The following is a 16738-nucleotide window of genomic DNA, read 5'->3' on the forward strand; positions in this document are numbered from 1 at the left end:
CGAATGCTGGCTTATTTTTTATCCAAATTTGCTTTACGAAAAATGTTACAATTGCAAAAATAGCAAAAAGAGAAGTACAATGAGATAAAGTTAATGTTGGAGGGTTACATATGAAAATAAAACTTACAAAATGTCATGGAAGCGGGAATGACTTTCTAATTATAGATGAGATTTCAAACAGCTACACTTTTACAGAGGAAGAACGTGCAAGCTTAGCAATTGCTTTTTGTAATCGCAGCACCGAATTAGGCGCAGATGGAATACTATTTGTCATGCCTAGCCAGCAGGCAGATGCTCGCATGAGAGTGTTCAATGCAGATGGATCTGAAGCTTCGATGTGTGGTAATGGAATCCGTTGTGTGGCACGTTACGTTTGTGAGCTGCTTAATGTGGAGGAAGCTGTAATTGAAACAATGAAAGCTAACTTGGAAGTGAAAAATGAAGCAGATATCTTTCCAAACATACCGACATATTTAGTGGAAATATCGCCAGTTTCCTTCCAGACAAAGGACTTACCTTTGCATGTCGGTAAAGAGACTTTGCTAAACGAAAAGATTGAAAGCCTTCATGCTAATCTGGAATTTACTGCCTTAGCAGTCCCTAATCCGCATCTAATTACAATTGTCGACAAAGCAACCATCGAATCATCTGTTCAAGAGGAAATTAGCAGCTATGTAAATGGACCTAATGAGCTTTTCCCTGATGGAGTTAACGTGAGCTTTGTGTCTATATTGGACAAAGGAAGCATCTATGTCAGAACATACGAGCGTGGTGTTGGATTTACAAATGCCTGCGGAACTGCGATGTCTGCATCAACACTTGTATCTATTTTAAACGGCTTCAATAAGTCAGGTGATTACATTGAGGTTTATAATAATGGCGGAAAAGTACGTTGTTTTGTGCATGAAAATGATGGGAACTATCGCATTGACCTAATTGGTAATGCCACAAATGTATACGAAGCATTTGTAGAAACAGACCTTGCGAAGCCTGGTGATTTTGTACTTCTTGAAAAAGTGATGGAGGAGCAAGAAGCTATTCATTACAGCAAGCTGCAGGATGCAGCACAAGCATATATAAACGACAAACTTGTATAAGTAATTTTTGCTTGAAAGATTAATTCTTTCAGGCGTTTTTTATATGGAAGAATATGTAAATGTTCTGTTGGTATGATTTCCGTCTTTCCTTCAAAAAATAAGACCCTAGTCTTGTAATGGAAAGGAAGTACAAAATGGCAAAATTATTATATATTACGGCACATCCAAATGATCACTCTCAATCCTTTAGCATGGCTGCGGGACAAGCGTTCATCGATTCATATAAAGAACAAAATCCAAATGATGAAATTGTTTATATCGACCTGTATAAGGAAGTGATTCCGCATATAGACAATGATGTATTCAGCGGGTGGGGCAAGCTGCAATCAGGTAAAGGATTTGAAGAGCTTTCAAACGAGGAAAAGTCAAAAGTGAGCAGACTTGGTGAATTGAGTGATCAATTTGTCGGAGGGGATAAGTATGTTTTCGTTACACCGATGTGGAACTTCTCCTTTCCACCTGTTTTAAAAGCCTATATTGACTCTGTTGCTGTTGCAGGCAAAACCTTCAAATATACAGATAAAGGTTCTGTTGGCTTGTTGACAGACAAAAAAGCACTCCATATACAAGCACGGGGCGGTATTTATTCGGAAGGTCCAGCGGCTGAATTGGAAATGGGACATCGCTATTTAAATGCGATACTCGTGCACTTCTTTGGCATTCCTACTTTGGAAGGGATATTTGTTGAAGGTCAAGCTGCAATGCCAGATAAAGCCCAGGAAATTAAAGAAAAAGGAATTGCAAGAGCAAAGGATTTAGCGAAAACCTTTTAAAAATGTGGAGCTGCTTATGATTAGGCAGCTCCTTTTTTATGGGATAAAAAGCTGTATTAGAGGCATGTTAAAGAAAAAAAGGAATGGGAAATTAAATGAAACCAATCGTCCCTTTTGAACCAGTAGTAACAGAGTCCGTACCCATTGGCGACAACTGGATAGCACAAGTAAAGTGGGATGGGACAAGAATTCTAACATACCACGATGGCGACAATACCAAGCTCTTTAATCGTAAACTGAATGAAAGGACTAAACAATACCCTGAATTGCTTCAAGCATCCACCTATTTAGAAGAGGACTCATTCATTGTAGATGGTGAAATAATTGCTTTAAAGGATGGGAAGCCCTCCTTTTATGAAGTGATGAAAAGAGATCGCCTTAAAAATATCGATCGCAATGGCGGAATGATGAATCGGGTACCGATAACCTATATGGTTTTTGATATTCTCTATTTAAACGGAAGCTGGGTAACAAACAAGCCTTTAGCAGAAAGAATGGAGCTCCTTAAAGCTTTGATAAGACCTATGGAGCATGTTCAGCTCGTCGAAAGCTTCAGTGACAAAGAAGGGCTGCTGCAGGCCTGCCTCAGCAATGATTTAGAAGGAGTAGTTTTTAAAGATTTGACAAGTTCCTATACAATTGGCGCTAAGGATAAACGCTGGTTAAAAAGGAAGAAACAGCATGACTTGATTGCCGTTATTGGCGGTGTCACCTATAAAAACGGTGTTGCAAATTCCCTGCATCTTGGCTTGTATGATCAAGATACTAATTTGATTTACATCGGAAGCGTAGGCAACGGTAAATTGACAAACAAGGATTGGGTGGAGCTTACAAAAATTCTTGTTACATTGCAAACTGATAACTGTTCTTTTACAAATGTTGGATATGGTAAATCTGCCATGGTTTGGTTAAAGCCTATTCTAACTGTAAAGGTCAGCTTTCTTGAATGGATTGAGGACCAGACATTAAGGCATCCAATCATAGAAGCATTCGTAACTGCAGACCCGCTTGAGTGCAGACTGGAAAAGGAAGAGTAAAGAAGTGGGCGTTGCATATTAGGTGTAGCTTTGCAGCGCTCTATCGAGACAATTGAAGTTTCTCCTCTAACATGCGATATTTTTTTGATTCTATATAGTTGAAAAAAGAATAGACTAACTCTTCATCATAGACAGTTTTATTTAATGCTTCTATTTCTAATTTAATTTGCTCTTCGTTACTTGGAAGTTGATAAGCTCTTCCGTAAAGCATTGCATCATAACTATCAATAATTCGAAGCATCCTTGAAAATAGAGGTATCTCTTGTCCTTTTAAGCCATAGTAGCCACTACCGTCAAGATTCTCATGATGATATAAAATGACATTCATAAACTCCTCTGTAAACATCTTTCTCTCCTGTAATATTTGTTTTCCATAAAAGGTATGACTTTTAAGTTCATGCTTCTCTGAAATGGTAAGCCTGCCTGATTTGTTCAGCAGGCTCCTGCTAATGTTAAGTTTCCCAATATCATGAACTGCACCCATATAATAGATTTCAGCAGACGGCTTAATGTCGATAAAGGAACTGAAATTATGCAGCTCGTCTGCGACTCGCAGTGAGTGGCCCAAAGTATTCCTGCAGTGTTTAAATAAACTGCATACTAGCTCCTGAATATGTTTGTTCATTCAACATTTCTCCCTTTAATTAGTATGGAAAATCTATCTGAATTTAGGGTACCACTTATTTACATATTTTGTTTCTCATTTTCGAAACGGTCTATTTAATATTTGAAGAAAAAATATTTAAATTACTATCTTTATATTTTTTGGTTTATAAATCTACTCCAATTAGAAGTTGAAATCCTTCTTCAGCGTATTGTTACAACGGGAAAGTTGTTAATGGTTTATTTTGAAAAGCTCCGTTTCAATGTTGAGACGAATCACTTAATTCCTTGTTGTAAAATGTAAATTGTTATTATTTGCACTCCAATCCTTAATTCCTATTTGTCCTTTCAAAAAAATCCTAGCATTTATACCTTTGATGTTTTCTAATACAAATCCTCTGAGGATAAATAGGAATGCTTCATTAGCTTGCAAATACTAACTCGGAAGAAGTTAAAGAGGAGACAATAATCTATGGCTAAAATTGCACTTTTAGATAAGGATCCACTTGCAAGAGAGAAAATGAGACAAAGTCTTAGGATGGAACAATCCTATCGCATTGTTGCAGAAGGTCAAGATGGGAGATTTGCATTGCCAATCATGAGAGCCCACAATCCAGATATATTTATCATGTGCAGCAAAATGCCCAATGTTAACGGGGTGGAAGCTGCGAAAGAGCTTATTGAGGAAGCTTCGGAAGCGAAAATTATCATGGTTTTTTCTGATGAACAAGACATAGAGTTAACTGCGTCTTTACGTGCAGGAGTAATGGGGTTTGTTTCCATTGAAAGAATAGAGGATTGGTTGAAGGAAGCTGTGCGGAACCTCCTTTCTAACAGAAATTATATGGATCCGTACATTTCAACTGAGGTTCTCAAAGAATATCGTAAGCTATCAGATCGAACAAAAAAATATAAATCTGGACGTACTAGTATTTTTACAACACGCGAGCAGGTTGTTCTCCAATCGCTTGTAAAAGGGAAAAGTAATTTTGAAATTGCTGATGAGCTGCATATAAGTGATAAAACAGTAAAAAACCATATTAGTAGTATCTTAAAAAAGTCAGATACAGAATGCAGAACAAGGGCTGTTGTTAAAGCGATTAAATACGGATGGGTAAAATTTGAATAACGAACCAGCGATATTACCGAGACCATATTGTTGATGATACGTTTTGCAATATTTTTATCGTACCAAGACAGTAAAAGGCAAATCTCGGCAAAAAGGTGATAAGGATGAATCGATTTTATAAGCGGTACTCTGATATAATTTTTCAACTGCTAAGTGATGAAAAGTGGAATAGTTTAGCGGTGATTTCGGATAAGACAGGCTTTTCAAAAACAACCATTTGGAGAGATTTGGAATTTCTTGAAAGCGTATTACCGGAAGATTGGGTATTCGAGAAGAATGAAGCATATGGTGTCAGACTCATTAAGCCGGAAAATGGAACACTTGAGGGTCTTTTGGGGCAAATAAGAGAAAAGAACACGTATTTGCATACACTGAAAATCATTCTTTTAAATGATGGGGTTGATGTTTCTCAAATATGTCAAGAAGTGCATATAAGCAGATCAACAGCATACAGGCACTTGGAAAAATTGCAGGAGGTAGTTAAGGAGGCAGAAGTCACATTATCAGCAAGTCCATTTCGGCTTGAAGGTGATGAAAGGAAAATTAGACGCTTCATTATGCAGTATTTAGATTTTATGTCCTTTGAAACGAATCTTGTCAAAGAAGAGCTTGATGCTGGAAAATTCCAAGAGCATTTGGTTAAAATGTTTTCGCGGTTTTCAATGTCTTATCGAACAGGTGCACTCTATCGCTTGACGATTATTTTATTTATAGCCAATCATCGTGCATCAATGGGTCATTTTATTTCATATCCAGATTCTGTCTTAAAGACACATGAAGGCAGCAAGTATTTTGAATTGACTAAAAGGCTTTCGCCTTTTATGATTAAATGTCCGCGCAGAGAAATTCAATTACAGGAAATTCTGTACATTGCCATATTTATTATGAGTGAGGAAAGACCGTTAAATAGAACAAAGCACTTGCAGTATATTCATAAATCAATGAAAAGCGAAAGAGGCTATCCGATGTCCGTCTTTCTCAAAAAGTTAGATAAGTATATTGGTGTACCAATATCACAGGACGACATATTTTTGTTTCACTTCTATCAGTCACTAAAACGAATTTCGGTTGAAACGGAATTTGAGACAGAAACTGTGAAGAATTCTGCTCTGCAATATTTAGATTTTTTTGAAGGAAACCAGCTTTATCAGGCGATTGCACAGATTGCAAAAGAGTGTTTTACGCATTATTCCCTTTTGTTAAAAAAGCTTGATATACTTGAAATTTTTGCGATTACTCAGGCTGCTATAATCAGAAGATGGAATAACCACAAAATCCAGGTGGCTGTTATGTGCAGAACCTATAGTGAGAAGGATTACATCCGGGAGATTTTGAACTACCATTTTGACAGCAAGCTGAAAATAACCTGTATTGATCCTTCAAGTGTTCATCTGCTGTATATGTATGAGGAGTTTGATTTGCTTATTTCAGCAGGCGAATTGAATCCTTCAGATGCCTGTATCGAGCATATTCCGAAAATTATCATTTCATCCTTTCCAACAAGTGCTGAATTAAGAGAAATAAGTCATTTTATTGAGGATCATTTTTTTGGTGATTTAGGAGTTACAAAGGATATGGTTTATCCGTTCAATGAGTCAGTTTGATATATTGTTATGTAGGTTAAGAATCCCATCTAAATGTTGATGGGATTCTTTTTTTCTTCATGAATGGTTTGACTGGATGAAACGGAGGACTTCCTTTAATGATTGCTTTTCCTTTGTTGCAAAAAAGAATTGGAAGGGATCTTCCCCGTTTTTTAGCCGATCTGACACAGACTCCATTGTAAAGGCTTTTGGTGATAAATTATTTGTGAGTTCCTCCCAATATATCGGGCAAGCTACATATCCACCTTCATTCCCTCTGACAGAATAGGGAGCAATAATCGTTTTTCCTTCGCTATGCTGGATATAATCGATGTAAAGGCGGTTACGGCGATTTTTTTTCAAGCGCTCAATCGTAAATAATTCTGGTTCAACCGTTATCATATAGTTTGCAATAAATTCTGTAAAAATTCTTGCTTCCTCATACGTGTAAGTTTTTTCTGGCAGTGGGATATATACTTGTATCCCTTTATTGCCAGATGTTTTTATAAAAGAAACAAGCTTTAGTCCGTCGAGAACCTGCTTGAGGATTTGTGCAGCTTTAATTGCCATATAGAAATGATCTCTTGATGGTGGGTCTAAATCAAAGACAATTTCTGATGGCATACTGTCAGACAGCATTGTCTCAAACGGGATGTGAAACTCGAACGCAAGCTGATTGCCAAGCCAGAGCAATGTTTGTTGATTGTTGCAGACAATATAATTAATATCTTCCTTCTGGCTTGTTTCAACAAATGCTGGTGCATAATCAGGACATTGCTTCTGATAAAAGGATTCTCCGAACAGTCCATGCGGAAATCGGATAACTGTCAGTAGCCGATTGCGTAAAAAAGGCAGCATTTTCTCTTCTGCCAATGTTAAATAGTTGATGAAATCTATTTTGCGTACATTGTTCGCAGGAAATAATGGTTTGTCTGGGTGGGTGATAGCCAGTTTATCAAGTCCGCTTGCTTCAAGTAGCTGTTCATAAGTGCACTCCTGCCAGCCTTTTTGAAAAAGAAATTGGACAAATACAGGCTGAATAATTTTTTCGTCTTTAAACGCAGAAAATGAAAGCTCGACACAAATCCCTGGTTCAACTAACATCACATTTTTCTCTGACTGTGCATTTTTTTGCACAATGCTGAGTAAGGCAGCATTTTCTTCCTTTGTCATGCCCTCACTAAACTGTCCAACATTTTTGATAAGGCCATTATCCGCAACACCTACCGAAAACAGCTTATCCTTAAGGTTATATTCTGTAATCGTAAAGGAAGCAGTATATTTCATGGTAGTACTCCTAACAATGCTTATTTGCTTTTAGTGTTTCACCTATGCAGTCGAATCATTCATTTCCAAGATTTCATTGCATGAAAGGCAGGCTCAAAAGCCATTTTATTAATAAGTACCACTTTAAAGAAGTCAGTGAAAAAACATGATGGGAGAATAAAGAATGCACACAATGTGGAAAGGAAGCATTAGCTTCGGTTTGGTTAATATCCCAATTAAGCTGCATACTGCAACAGAAGATAAAGATATAAAGCTGCGCACACTTCATAAAGCATGTCATGCACCTATTAAATATGAAAAAAAATGCTCTGCTTGTGAAAAGGAAGTTGCACCAGAAGATATCGTTAAGGCATATGAATATGCTAAAGGCAAATACGTTGTTCTTGATAAGGAAGATTTAGAGAAGCTGCAAAAGGAAAATGAAGATAAAGCAGTAGAAATAATTGATTTTGTTAAAATGGATGAAATCGACCCGATCTATTATGATAAGTGCTATTATATGTCTTCAGGTGATGGCGGCAACAAAGCATATGCTTTGTTAAGAGAGGCATTACTCGAGTCGGGAAAAGTTGGTATTGCTAAAATTATTATCCGTTCAAAAGAGCAATTAGCGGTAATAAGAGTATATGACAATACATTAGTTATGGAGACAATCCATTTTCCTGATGAAGTCCGTAAAGCAGAGGATGTGCCAAATGTTCCGGCAGAATCCACTATTGCCAAAAAGGAGCTAGAGACGGCAATCCTGCTAATTGATCAGTTAACTACTTCATTTGATCCGACGAAATATACGGATGAATATCGAACTGCATTACTTGAATTGATTGAAGCCAAGAAAATGGGCAAGGATGTTGTTACAAGCCAAGAAAAGGTTCAGACAACAAATGTCATGGATTTAATGGCAGCATTACAGGCTTCTATCGACAATACGAAGCCAGAACAAACAACAGAAGAAAAACCCAAAAAAACAAAAACAAGAAAAAAAGTCGCAAAGGAAGCATAAACAGCAAAGGGGGGAAATCCCCTTTGCATACAAACTTATTGATAAACAGTTCTTTTTGGAAAAATTGTCTACAGTTGTCTATAATGGGGAGATAATCTAAATAAAAGGAGGCTAAACTTTATTGAATAGAAGTGAAAAGAAGCTGACACTAAAATATGTCAGTACTATACTTAGCATTGTTATTTTGTTTATAATTGCCTTTTTATTTGTTAGCTTTCAAATCAGAGGTGCAGAGATAATCGCTTTTGATAAAGTCATTATCGAGTTTGTTCAATCATTTCAAACAGATGCCACAACAAGATGGACTGCCATCTTGACAGATTTTGGATCTATTAAATTTATAGCCATTGCAATTGTTGTTGGAGCAGTGCTTCTTTGCTTGTACAAGAAATATTCACTGGCGATTTTTCTTATTTGTGTCCCTGGTATAGGCGGATTATTAAATAAGTTCCTAAAGTGGATCTTTAAACGAGAAAGACCGGATATACTCCCATTAATTACAGAGCATGGGTACAGCTTTCCTAGTGGCCATAGTATGGGGTCGCTCATTTTTTATGGAAGTGCTGCATATGTACTTCTTCATATTTTGAAGACTAATGGAAAAAAAGCAGTGACTGTTCTAATTGCTTGCATTTTTATCTTAATGATTGGGACAAGCCGAATTTATTTAGGTGTACATTATCCAACAGATATTGTAGGGGGATATGCCGTAGGCTCCGCGTATTTACTAGTGTGTATCTTAGTTTTCCGCTATTATGAAGAAAGAAAAAATAAATAGATAATAAAACAGGGTAGAGGTAAAAATGATGGAACAGAAAATAATACCTGCATCATCCAACTTAAAGGAATTCGAAGCTTTTTTGGAAAGCAGTTACGAAGTTGGCGTCTTTTTAGAAATACATATTTCTCAGCTTAAGAACATCAGTAAGCTTGCCAAAAATGCCGGTAAAAAAATGATATATCATGTTGATTTGATCCAGGGGTTGAAAAGTGACGACTATGCGACAGAATATGTCTGTCAGGAATTTAAGCCATATGGACTAATATCGACAAAATCATCAGTTATATTAAAAGCGAAACAAAAGAATGTAATTGCCATCCAACGTGTCTTCCTTCTTGACAGTCATGCCATTGAAAAAAGTATTAAACTGGTACAGCGAACAAAACCTGATTATATTGAGCTTCTGCCAGGTACAATGCCTTGGATGATTGAAGAAATAAAGGAGCGGCTCGATGTACCGATATTGGCTGGTGGATTGATTCGTACTGAAGCGGATGTTGAAAATGCGATTAAGGCTGGAGCAGCGGGTATAACAACATCAAGAAAAGAATTATGGAACAAATAGAAAAGTTTTCACTATTTTTCTAGAGAAAATCTTGCAAACGTATTGACAGCGTTTACATGGTAAGATATGATGTATCTACAAGTTAATAAAACGTGTTGGAGATAAGGAGATGCACACAGATTTTCACATTTATTGTGATATATTTCTGTTGTGCCCTCCTTTTTTGCTGTTTTATAAACTTATTGTTTTTTAGAAAAGGGGGAGTATTAATGTCTGCGTTTTTAGGTGAACTTATTGGTACAATGATTTTAATCGTTTTTGGGGGAGGAGTAGTTGCTGGTAGCAATTTAAAGAAAACGTTTTCTAATAATAGCGGGTGGATTGTTATTACAATTGCTTGGGGCTTAGCTGTTACGATGGGAGTCTTTGCAGTTGGCAGTATCAGTGGAGCACATCTTAACCCTGCAGTAACTATCGCACTTGCGATAACTGGCGATTTTGCATGGAATCAAGTGCCTGAATATATCATAGCTCAAATGCTTGGTGCGTTTATTGGAGCAGTTATTGTATACTTACATTATTTACCACATTGGAAAGCAACTGATGATAAAGGAGCTAAGTTAGGCGTATTTGCAACAGGTCCAGCTATTCCACATACTTTTTCCAATCTGCTTGGAGAATTAATCGGTACTTTCATGCTTGTTCTAGGCTTGCTTTTCATTGGTGCAACAACATTTACAGATGGCTTAAATCCGATGGCAGTCGGTTTACTAATAGTAGTGATCGGTATGTCTCTTGGGGGCACAACTGGCTATGCTATCAACCCGGCAAGGGATTTAGGACCACGTATTGCTCACGCGTTGCTTCCGATTGTAGGTAAAGGGGATTCTAACTGGAAATATGCTTGGATTCCAGTCGTTGGACCAGTCTTAGGTGGAGGGTTGGCAGCAGTATTTTACCAATATTTCTATAAAGGAACAATTTCCAGCTATTTTTGGCCGGTTGTCATCGTTAGCATAGTGATATTAGGGTTTGCGTTTTTTGCAACAAAAAGCAACAATTCTATTAAAATGAAAAATGCAGCTTAATAATAGAAGGAAATAATATGGTAGACTAGTTTCATAATCAAATAGGGGGTATTACGATGGAAAAATATATTTTGTCATTAGACCAAGGAACTACTAGCTCAAGAGCAATTATTTTCAATAAAAAAGGAGAAATTGTTCATTCGGCGCAAAAAGAATTTACGCAAATCTTTCCGAAGCCAGGTTGGGTAGAGCATAATGCAAGTGAGATTTGGGGTTCCATTCTATCTGTTATTGCAACCGTTTTATCGGAATCAGATATAAAAGCAGACCAAATTGAAGGTATTGGGATTACGAACCAACGTGAAACAGCAGTCGTTTGGGATAAAGAGACAGGTGTTCCAGTCTATAATGCAATTGTTTGGCAATCAAGACAAACAAATGATATTTGTGAAGAACTTAAGGCACAAGGACATAACCAATTATTTAGAGATAAAACAGGGCTTTTGATCGACGCTTATTTTGCAGGTACAAAAGTGAAATGGATTCTTGATAATGTTGATGGAGCAAGAGAAAAAGCGGAAAACGGTCAATTGTTGTTCGGGACAATTGATACGTGGCTGATTTGGAAGCTTTCAGGCGGAAAAGCGCATGTGACGGATTATACGAACGCTTCTCGTACTTTAATGTTCAATATTTATGATTTAAAGTGGGATGATGAGCTACTTGATATTTTGACTGTACCTAAGTCTATGCTTCCAGAGGTGAAACCTTCTTCTGAAGTGTATGCACATACAATTGACTATCACTTCTTCGGCAAGAATATTCCGATTGCGGGTGTCGCTGGAGATCAGCAAGCAGCATTGTTCGGCCAGGCTTGCTTTGAGGAAGGAATGGCGAAAAATACGTACGGAACAGGCTGCTTCATGCTTATGAATACAGGAGAAAAAGCAGTCCGCTCTAATCATGGTTTGTTAACCACAATTGCATGGGGATTAAACGGAAAGGTCGAATATGCGCTAGAAGGAAGTATCTTTGTTGCCGGCTCTGCTATTCAATGGCTTCGTGATGGCCTTAGAATGCTAAAGGATGCAAAAGACAGTGAAGCGTATGCTACGAAAGTAGATTCAACTGATGGAGTCTATTTAGTTCCTGCCTTTGTTGGGCTTGGCACACCATATTGGGACAGTGATGTGCGCGGTGCGATGTTTGGTGTCACAAGAGGTACAACAAAAGAGCATTTTGTCAGAGCAACACTTGAATCCCTTGCCTATCAAACAAGAGATGTCTTGTCTGCAATGGAAGCTGATTCCAATATAAGTGTAAAAACATTAAGAGCAGATGGCGGAGCAGTAAAAAACAACTTCTTAATGCAATTCCAAGGAGATATTTTGGATGTTCCAGTACAAAGACCTGTCATTAATGAAACAACGGCTCTTGGTGCCGCATATTTAGCAGGGCTTGCTGTAGGCTTCTGGAAGGATCAGGCTGAAATTGCTGAGCAGTGGAAATTAGATAAGTCATTTGATCCAGCAATGGAAGAAGAACAACGAGAAGTACTTTATTCAGGATGGAAGAAAGCGGTTCAAGCAACAATGGCTTTCAAAAATTAAGCTAATACAAATTAATTCTAAATACTATGAATATATATATAATTATGTTATAATAAACACAAGTTAATAAAATGTCCGGAGATTTGGAGAGACCACAAAGTCGTTATCACGTATTGGTAATGATTCTTTGTGGTCTCTTTTTTGTTGGACATAATTCTTAGGAGGACATCCAAATGAAAACGAATCGTAATTTCTTAAAAAAACAACTTCAGGAAAACAAATTTGATGTGCTAGTCATTGGTGGAGGAATAACTGGTGCTGGGATTGCGCTTGATGCAGCAACAAGAGGGATGAATACCGCATTAGTGGAAATGCAGGATTTCTCTGCAGGCACATCAAGCAGATCAACAAAGCTTGTCCACGGGGGACTTCGCTATTTAAAACAGTTCGAAGTGAAAATGGTAGCAGAGGTTGGTAAGGAAAGAGCGGTCGTTTACGAAAATGGTCCACATGTTACAACACCAGAATGGATGCTTCTGCCTTTCCATACAGGCGGCACGTTTGGAAAGTTTACAACGAGTATCGGCTTACGTGTCTATGATTTTCTTGCAGGTGTTAAGAAAAAGGAAAGAAGAAAAATGTTCACTAAAGATCAGACACTTGCAAAAGAGCCTCTTGTGAAAAAGGAAGGCCTTAAAGGCGGCGGTTATTATGTGGAATACCGTACAGATGACAGCAGATTAACAATTGAAGTAATGAAGGAAGCAATCGAAAAAGGAGCGACTCCTTTAAACTATACGAAAGTGGAAAAACTGCTTTATGATAACGAAGGCAAAGTGAATGGAGTATATGTAACAGATGTATTAACTGGAGAAACTTATTCAGTTTTTGCTGATATTGTTGTTAATGCAGCAGGTCCATGGGTGGACACTATTAGAGAAAAGGATGGCAGCAAAAAAGGGAAAACTTTGCAGATGACAAAAGGTGTGCATATCGTCATTGACCAATCTGTATTTCCGTTAAAACAAGCCATTTACTTTGATACACCAGACGGAAGAATGGTATTTGCGATTCCAAGGAACAATAAGGCCTATGTTGGAACAACAGATACCTTCTATAAGGAAGATCCAGTGAACCCTGCGATGACAGTGGAGGACCGCACATATATTCTTAATGCGATTAAATATATGTTCCCGGCAGTCAATCTAACAGAAAATGATGTAGAATCAAGCTGGGCTGGAGTTAGGCCATTAATTTTGGAGGATGGAAAGGACCCATCAGAAATCTCAAGGAAGGATGAGATTTGGGTATCAGATTCTGGACTTGTGACAATCGCTGGAGGTAAGTTGACTGGCTATCGTAAAATGGCAGAAACAGTCCTTGAAATTGTTGGTAAAAAATTAACAGAAAAAGGCAGTAGCTTTAGTGGCTGTCAAACAAAGCATTTGCCGATATCAGGAGGAAAAGTTGGTGGTTCAGCCAACTTTGAAAGCTATATAGAACGAATTATTCCAGAAGGCATAAATGCTGGCTTAACAAGAGAAGACGCTGCCGCGATTGCGAAAATGTACGGAAGCAACGCACCAGACATTTTCAACCTAGTTGCGGAAAAGAAAGCAGCAGCACAACAGTCTAACTTACCTGTCCTACTTTGGGCGAAGATCCACTATGCGATGCAGCGCGAACTCGCAATGACACCGGTCGACGTACTGCTTCGGAGAACGGGAATGCTCCTGTTTGACATAACAGAAGCATTAAAACATAAAGAAGCTGTTCTTGCATATATGGCAAACTATTACGAATGGGACCAAGCAGAACAACAATACCATAAGCAACAACTCGAAAAAGAAATCCAACACGCAACAATTCCAGCAGATTTACAATCAGCAGAACTATTAAATAATATAATGTAACGAAATAGATGGTGTGACATTTGAGTTAGTCACGGTTAAAAAACTGAACTATTACAGCGATTAATAGTTCAGTTTTTTTCTTTGTGATTTCTAAACAGAGACAATATTGAGAAATATGTTGAAATGCAACGGAGGCAAATCGACTCCTGCGGGAAATAGAAGACCCCGCAAAAGCGAGTGTGCGCAGCGCAATGAAACGGACTAATCTTAGGAACATACTCTATTACTATGCTGAAAATCGGGTGTTTTGTTTTTATAATAAAATTATGCCTTTTATTACCGATATACAGCACGGTTGACAAAATGTAAATAATAGGGTATTCTATTACTTGTATGTATTTGAGGCAAGAACGGATTTGAATTATAAAAGTAAAAGATTTTGTGTAAAGTTATGTAGATGCAAACCAACCAGGAACAGTTGAAAAACAGAATAAACACCACTTTAACAATCTTCTCCAAAAATCACATTAAAAATAATCTCTCATATGCGGATTAACCCTTCCAAAAATTATTCTCAGTTAATGTTATTTTTGCCGCCGTTCTAACTGATAGAACCTAAATTCACACTGGCACGGCCTCGGAGCCGTAAGGATGAAAGAGAGGTAGGGCTTTCATTGTTTTAGGCAATGGCACTAATTAGTAGTGCATTCCTTAAATATATGCCAATAAAAGTGCAAGTTTTTACATAGGTCTACTTTCTTCATATAATAATGAACAAAGATCTATTGCAGCACTCACCACTGGGCATCTCCTGAATTAACAGGAGATGCCCTTTTTTCATGTCGAAACTTGTTTTCATAAAATGAGAGCTATGTTATTATTACCTAGTAAATAGATTCGTTTCGCAGTGACTGACGACAATAATGGAATAAACCATATGGGAGCTGTGAAAGGTGTATAGCCGGTCGTCTGGGCAAAAGGTGATAAACCTTTCTAACACAATACCTGGAGGGATATACATGTCTGAGAAAGTTATTTTAGATGGAAATGTAGTAGCAAACACAGTAAAGGAAGAATTGAAAAGCAGAATCGAAGCATTAAAGACAAAAGGCATTACACCTTGTCTTGCAACAATTCTTGTTGGAGAAGATCCATCTTCCGCTACTTATGTACGCATGAAAGGTAATGCGTGTGCTAAGCTTGGTATTGACAGCAGAAAAATCCATTTAGACAAAGAGACAACAACAGAACAGTTGCTTGAAACAATTCAATCGTTAAATGAAGACAGTAACGTACATGGAATTTTGCTTCAGCATCCTGTACCTGACCATATTGATGAAAGAAAGGCATTTGAAACAATTGCGATAGATAAGGACGTTGATGGTGTAACGAGCCTAGGATACGGACAAACAGCTTTAGGCTTCGGAAGATACCCATCCTGTACACCTGCTGCAATACTGAAAATAATGGAGCATTATGGTATTGACGCTAGCGGAAAGCATGCAGTCGTTGTTGGCAGAAGTCCAATTCTTGGTAAGCCAGTATCAGCATTGCTATTAAATGAAGATGCAACGGTAACAACTTGTCATTCTCGCACTAAAAATTTGGCTGAGCATGTCAAACAGGCTGATATTGTTGTTGCTGCAGTTGGTAAGCCGAATTTCATTCAAGGTGACTGGATTAAGCCAGGCGCTGTTATCCTTGATGCAGGCTATAATAAAGGTAATGTCGGGGATGTTGATTACGAAGCATGTCTTGCAAATGCTTCAGCAATTACTCCAGTGCCAGGCGGTGTAGGTCCTGTAACAATCAGCATGCTTTTAAAGCATACAGTGGATTCAGCAGAGGCAAATTAAAAAAGTTAATTGACAAAAGTCGATATTGAAGATATGATGTATATAACGCTTGTAAGTTCGGTATATGTTTTTTAAGGATTGTTGGTCATGGTTGCACATACAGCCTATGTCCGAAAAGGTAGCGATGCTTCACTGATTCCTAAAGATTTATATAAGTTCTTAAAGGTGTAACACAATTTTGGAGGTTTTACAATGAACACAGGTAAAGTAAAATGGTTTAATGCAGAAAAAGGTTTCGGTTTCATCGAGTCTACTGAAGGACAAGACGTATTCGTTCACTTCTCCGCTATCCAATCAGAAGGTTTCAAAACTTTAGAAGAAGGCCAAGAAGTAACTTTCGAAATCGTTGAAGGTAACCGTGGACCTCAAGCTTCTAACGTAAACAAAGCTTAATAATTTTTAGATTAAAGGTGATGCCTTTCCTTAATGCATCACCTTTTTTTAGTGTAGTACGCTATCGCTCCACAATCCCAATCATTTTCATCAGGAATTTAAATCCCCTAATACTTTTTCAAGAATGTTTTGGAACATGAAAAAAAGTGAATGGAAGTGGAGAGTATATATTTATCAATAATTATACAAAGCTCTTGCTCCAATATTTTTCAAGATTAAATTATTTAAATGCCTACCAACTTGGGTAAAATAGGCTAAGG

15 protein-coding genes and 1 riboswitch are annotated in these 16738 nt (G+C 37.7%); of the genes, 13 read left to right on the top strand and 2 right to left on the bottom strand.

Translation table 11 applies throughout. From position 1 onward, the window contains the following. Positions 1-110: 110 nt before the first annotated feature. The 3 genes from dapF to CEQ21_RS20805 all read left to right on the top strand — a co-directional run bounded on the left by dapF (position 111) and on the right by CEQ21_RS20805 (position 2907). Positions 111-1097, top strand: a complete 987-nt coding sequence (dapF, locus tag CEQ21_RS20795; protein WP_185766150.1) for a diaminopimelate epimerase — start codon at positions 111-113, stop codon at positions 1095-1097. Positions 1098-1231: 134 nt separating this feature from the next. Next, complete coding sequence (locus CEQ21_RS20800; RefSeq protein ID WP_185766151.1) at positions 1232-1870, top strand: FMN-dependent NADH-azoreductase; 639 nt, start codon at positions 1232-1234, stop codon at positions 1868-1870. A gap of 95 nt (positions 1871-1965) precedes the next feature. Further along, positions 1966-2907: an ATP-dependent DNA ligase gene (locus CEQ21_RS20805; RefSeq protein WP_185766152.1), complete on the top strand. Its 942-nt coding sequence runs from the start codon at positions 1966-1968 to the stop codon at positions 2905-2907. Between the two features lie 40 nt (positions 2908-2947). Here CEQ21_RS20805 and CEQ21_RS20810 read toward each other — a convergent pair whose 3' ends face one another. Further along, positions 2948-3532, bottom strand: a complete 585-nt coding sequence (locus tag CEQ21_RS20810) for an HD-GYP domain-containing protein (protein WP_185766153.1) — start codon at positions 3530-3532, stop codon at positions 2948-2950. 450 nt (positions 3533-3982) lie between these two features. Here CEQ21_RS20810 and CEQ21_RS20815 point away from each other — a divergent pair, with 450 nt between their 5' ends. Beyond that, positions 3983-4639 carry a response regulator transcription factor gene (locus CEQ21_RS20815; RefSeq protein ID WP_185766154.1) on the top strand — a complete coding sequence of 219 codons (657 nt, stop codon included), beginning with the start codon at positions 3983-3985 and terminating at the stop codon, positions 4637-4639. Positions 4640-4743: 104 nt separating this feature from the next. Further along, positions 4744-6243, top strand: coding sequence for a helix-turn-helix domain-containing protein (locus CEQ21_RS20820; protein ID WP_185766155.1), 1500 nt, complete (start codon positions 4744-4746; stop codon positions 6241-6243). A gap of 57 nt (positions 6244-6300) precedes the next feature. On the opposite strand, the gene ligD is transcribed toward CEQ21_RS20820, so the two are convergent. Next, complete coding sequence (gene ligD, locus CEQ21_RS20825) at positions 6301-7509, bottom strand: DNA ligase D (protein ID WP_185766156.1); 1209 nt, start codon at positions 7507-7509, stop codon at positions 6301-6303. Positions 7510-7672: 163 nt separating this feature from the next. Between ligD and CEQ21_RS20830 the strand changes: the two genes are divergently transcribed. From CEQ21_RS20830 to CEQ21_RS20865, 8 genes are all read left to right on the top strand, one after another. After that, positions 7673-8512, top strand: coding sequence for a non-homologous end joining protein Ku (locus tag CEQ21_RS20830; protein WP_185766157.1), 840 nt, complete (start codon positions 7673-7675; stop codon positions 8510-8512). A gap of 121 nt (positions 8513-8633) precedes the next feature. Next, positions 8634-9290 (top strand): phosphatase PAP2 family protein, encoded by a 657-nt coding sequence (locus CEQ21_RS20835; RefSeq protein ID WP_185766158.1) that lies wholly within the window; start codon positions 8634-8636, stop codon positions 9288-9290. Between the two features lie 28 nt (positions 9291-9318). Continuing rightward, positions 9319-9858 carry a glycerol-3-phosphate responsive antiterminator gene (locus CEQ21_RS20840; RefSeq protein WP_185767358.1) on the top strand — a complete coding sequence of 180 codons (540 nt, stop codon included), beginning with the start codon at positions 9319-9321 and terminating at the stop codon, positions 9856-9858. A gap of 209 nt (positions 9859-10067) precedes the next feature. Then, positions 10068-10886 carry an MIP/aquaporin family protein gene (locus tag CEQ21_RS20845; RefSeq protein WP_127737759.1) on the top strand — a complete coding sequence of 273 codons (819 nt, stop codon included), beginning with the start codon at positions 10068-10070 and terminating at the stop codon, positions 10884-10886. Positions 10887-10942: 56 nt separating this feature from the next. Then, positions 10943-12436 (top strand): glycerol kinase GlpK, encoded by a 1494-nt coding sequence (gene glpK / locus CEQ21_RS20850; RefSeq protein ID WP_185766159.1) that lies wholly within the window; start codon positions 10943-10945, stop codon positions 12434-12436. A gap of 173 nt (positions 12437-12609) precedes the next feature. Continuing rightward, positions 12610-14289 (top strand): glycerol-3-phosphate dehydrogenase/oxidase, encoded by a 1680-nt coding sequence (locus CEQ21_RS20855; protein WP_185766160.1) that lies wholly within the window; start codon positions 12610-12612, stop codon positions 14287-14289. An 837-nt stretch (positions 14290-15126) separates the two neighbouring features. Further along, positions 15127-15211, top strand: a riboswitch (ZMP/ZTP riboswitch). 37 nt (positions 15212-15248) lie between these two features. Further along, a complete protein-coding gene (locus CEQ21_RS20860) occupies positions 15249-16085 on the top strand; it encodes a bifunctional 5,10-methylenetetrahydrofolate dehydrogenase/5,10-methenyltetrahydrofolate cyclohydrolase (protein ID WP_185766161.1) in 837 nt (278 codons plus the stop codon). Between the two features lie 192 nt (positions 16086-16277). Further along, positions 16278-16478 carry a cold-shock protein gene (locus CEQ21_RS20865; protein WP_127737763.1) on the top strand — a complete coding sequence of 67 codons (201 nt, stop codon included), beginning with the start codon at positions 16278-16280 and terminating at the stop codon, positions 16476-16478. Positions 16479-16738: the final 260 nt, after the last annotated feature.

The organism is Niallia circulans, from assembly GCF_007273535.1.
GTDB lineage: Bacteria > Bacillota > Bacilli > Bacillales > Cytobacillaceae > Niallia > Niallia circulans_B.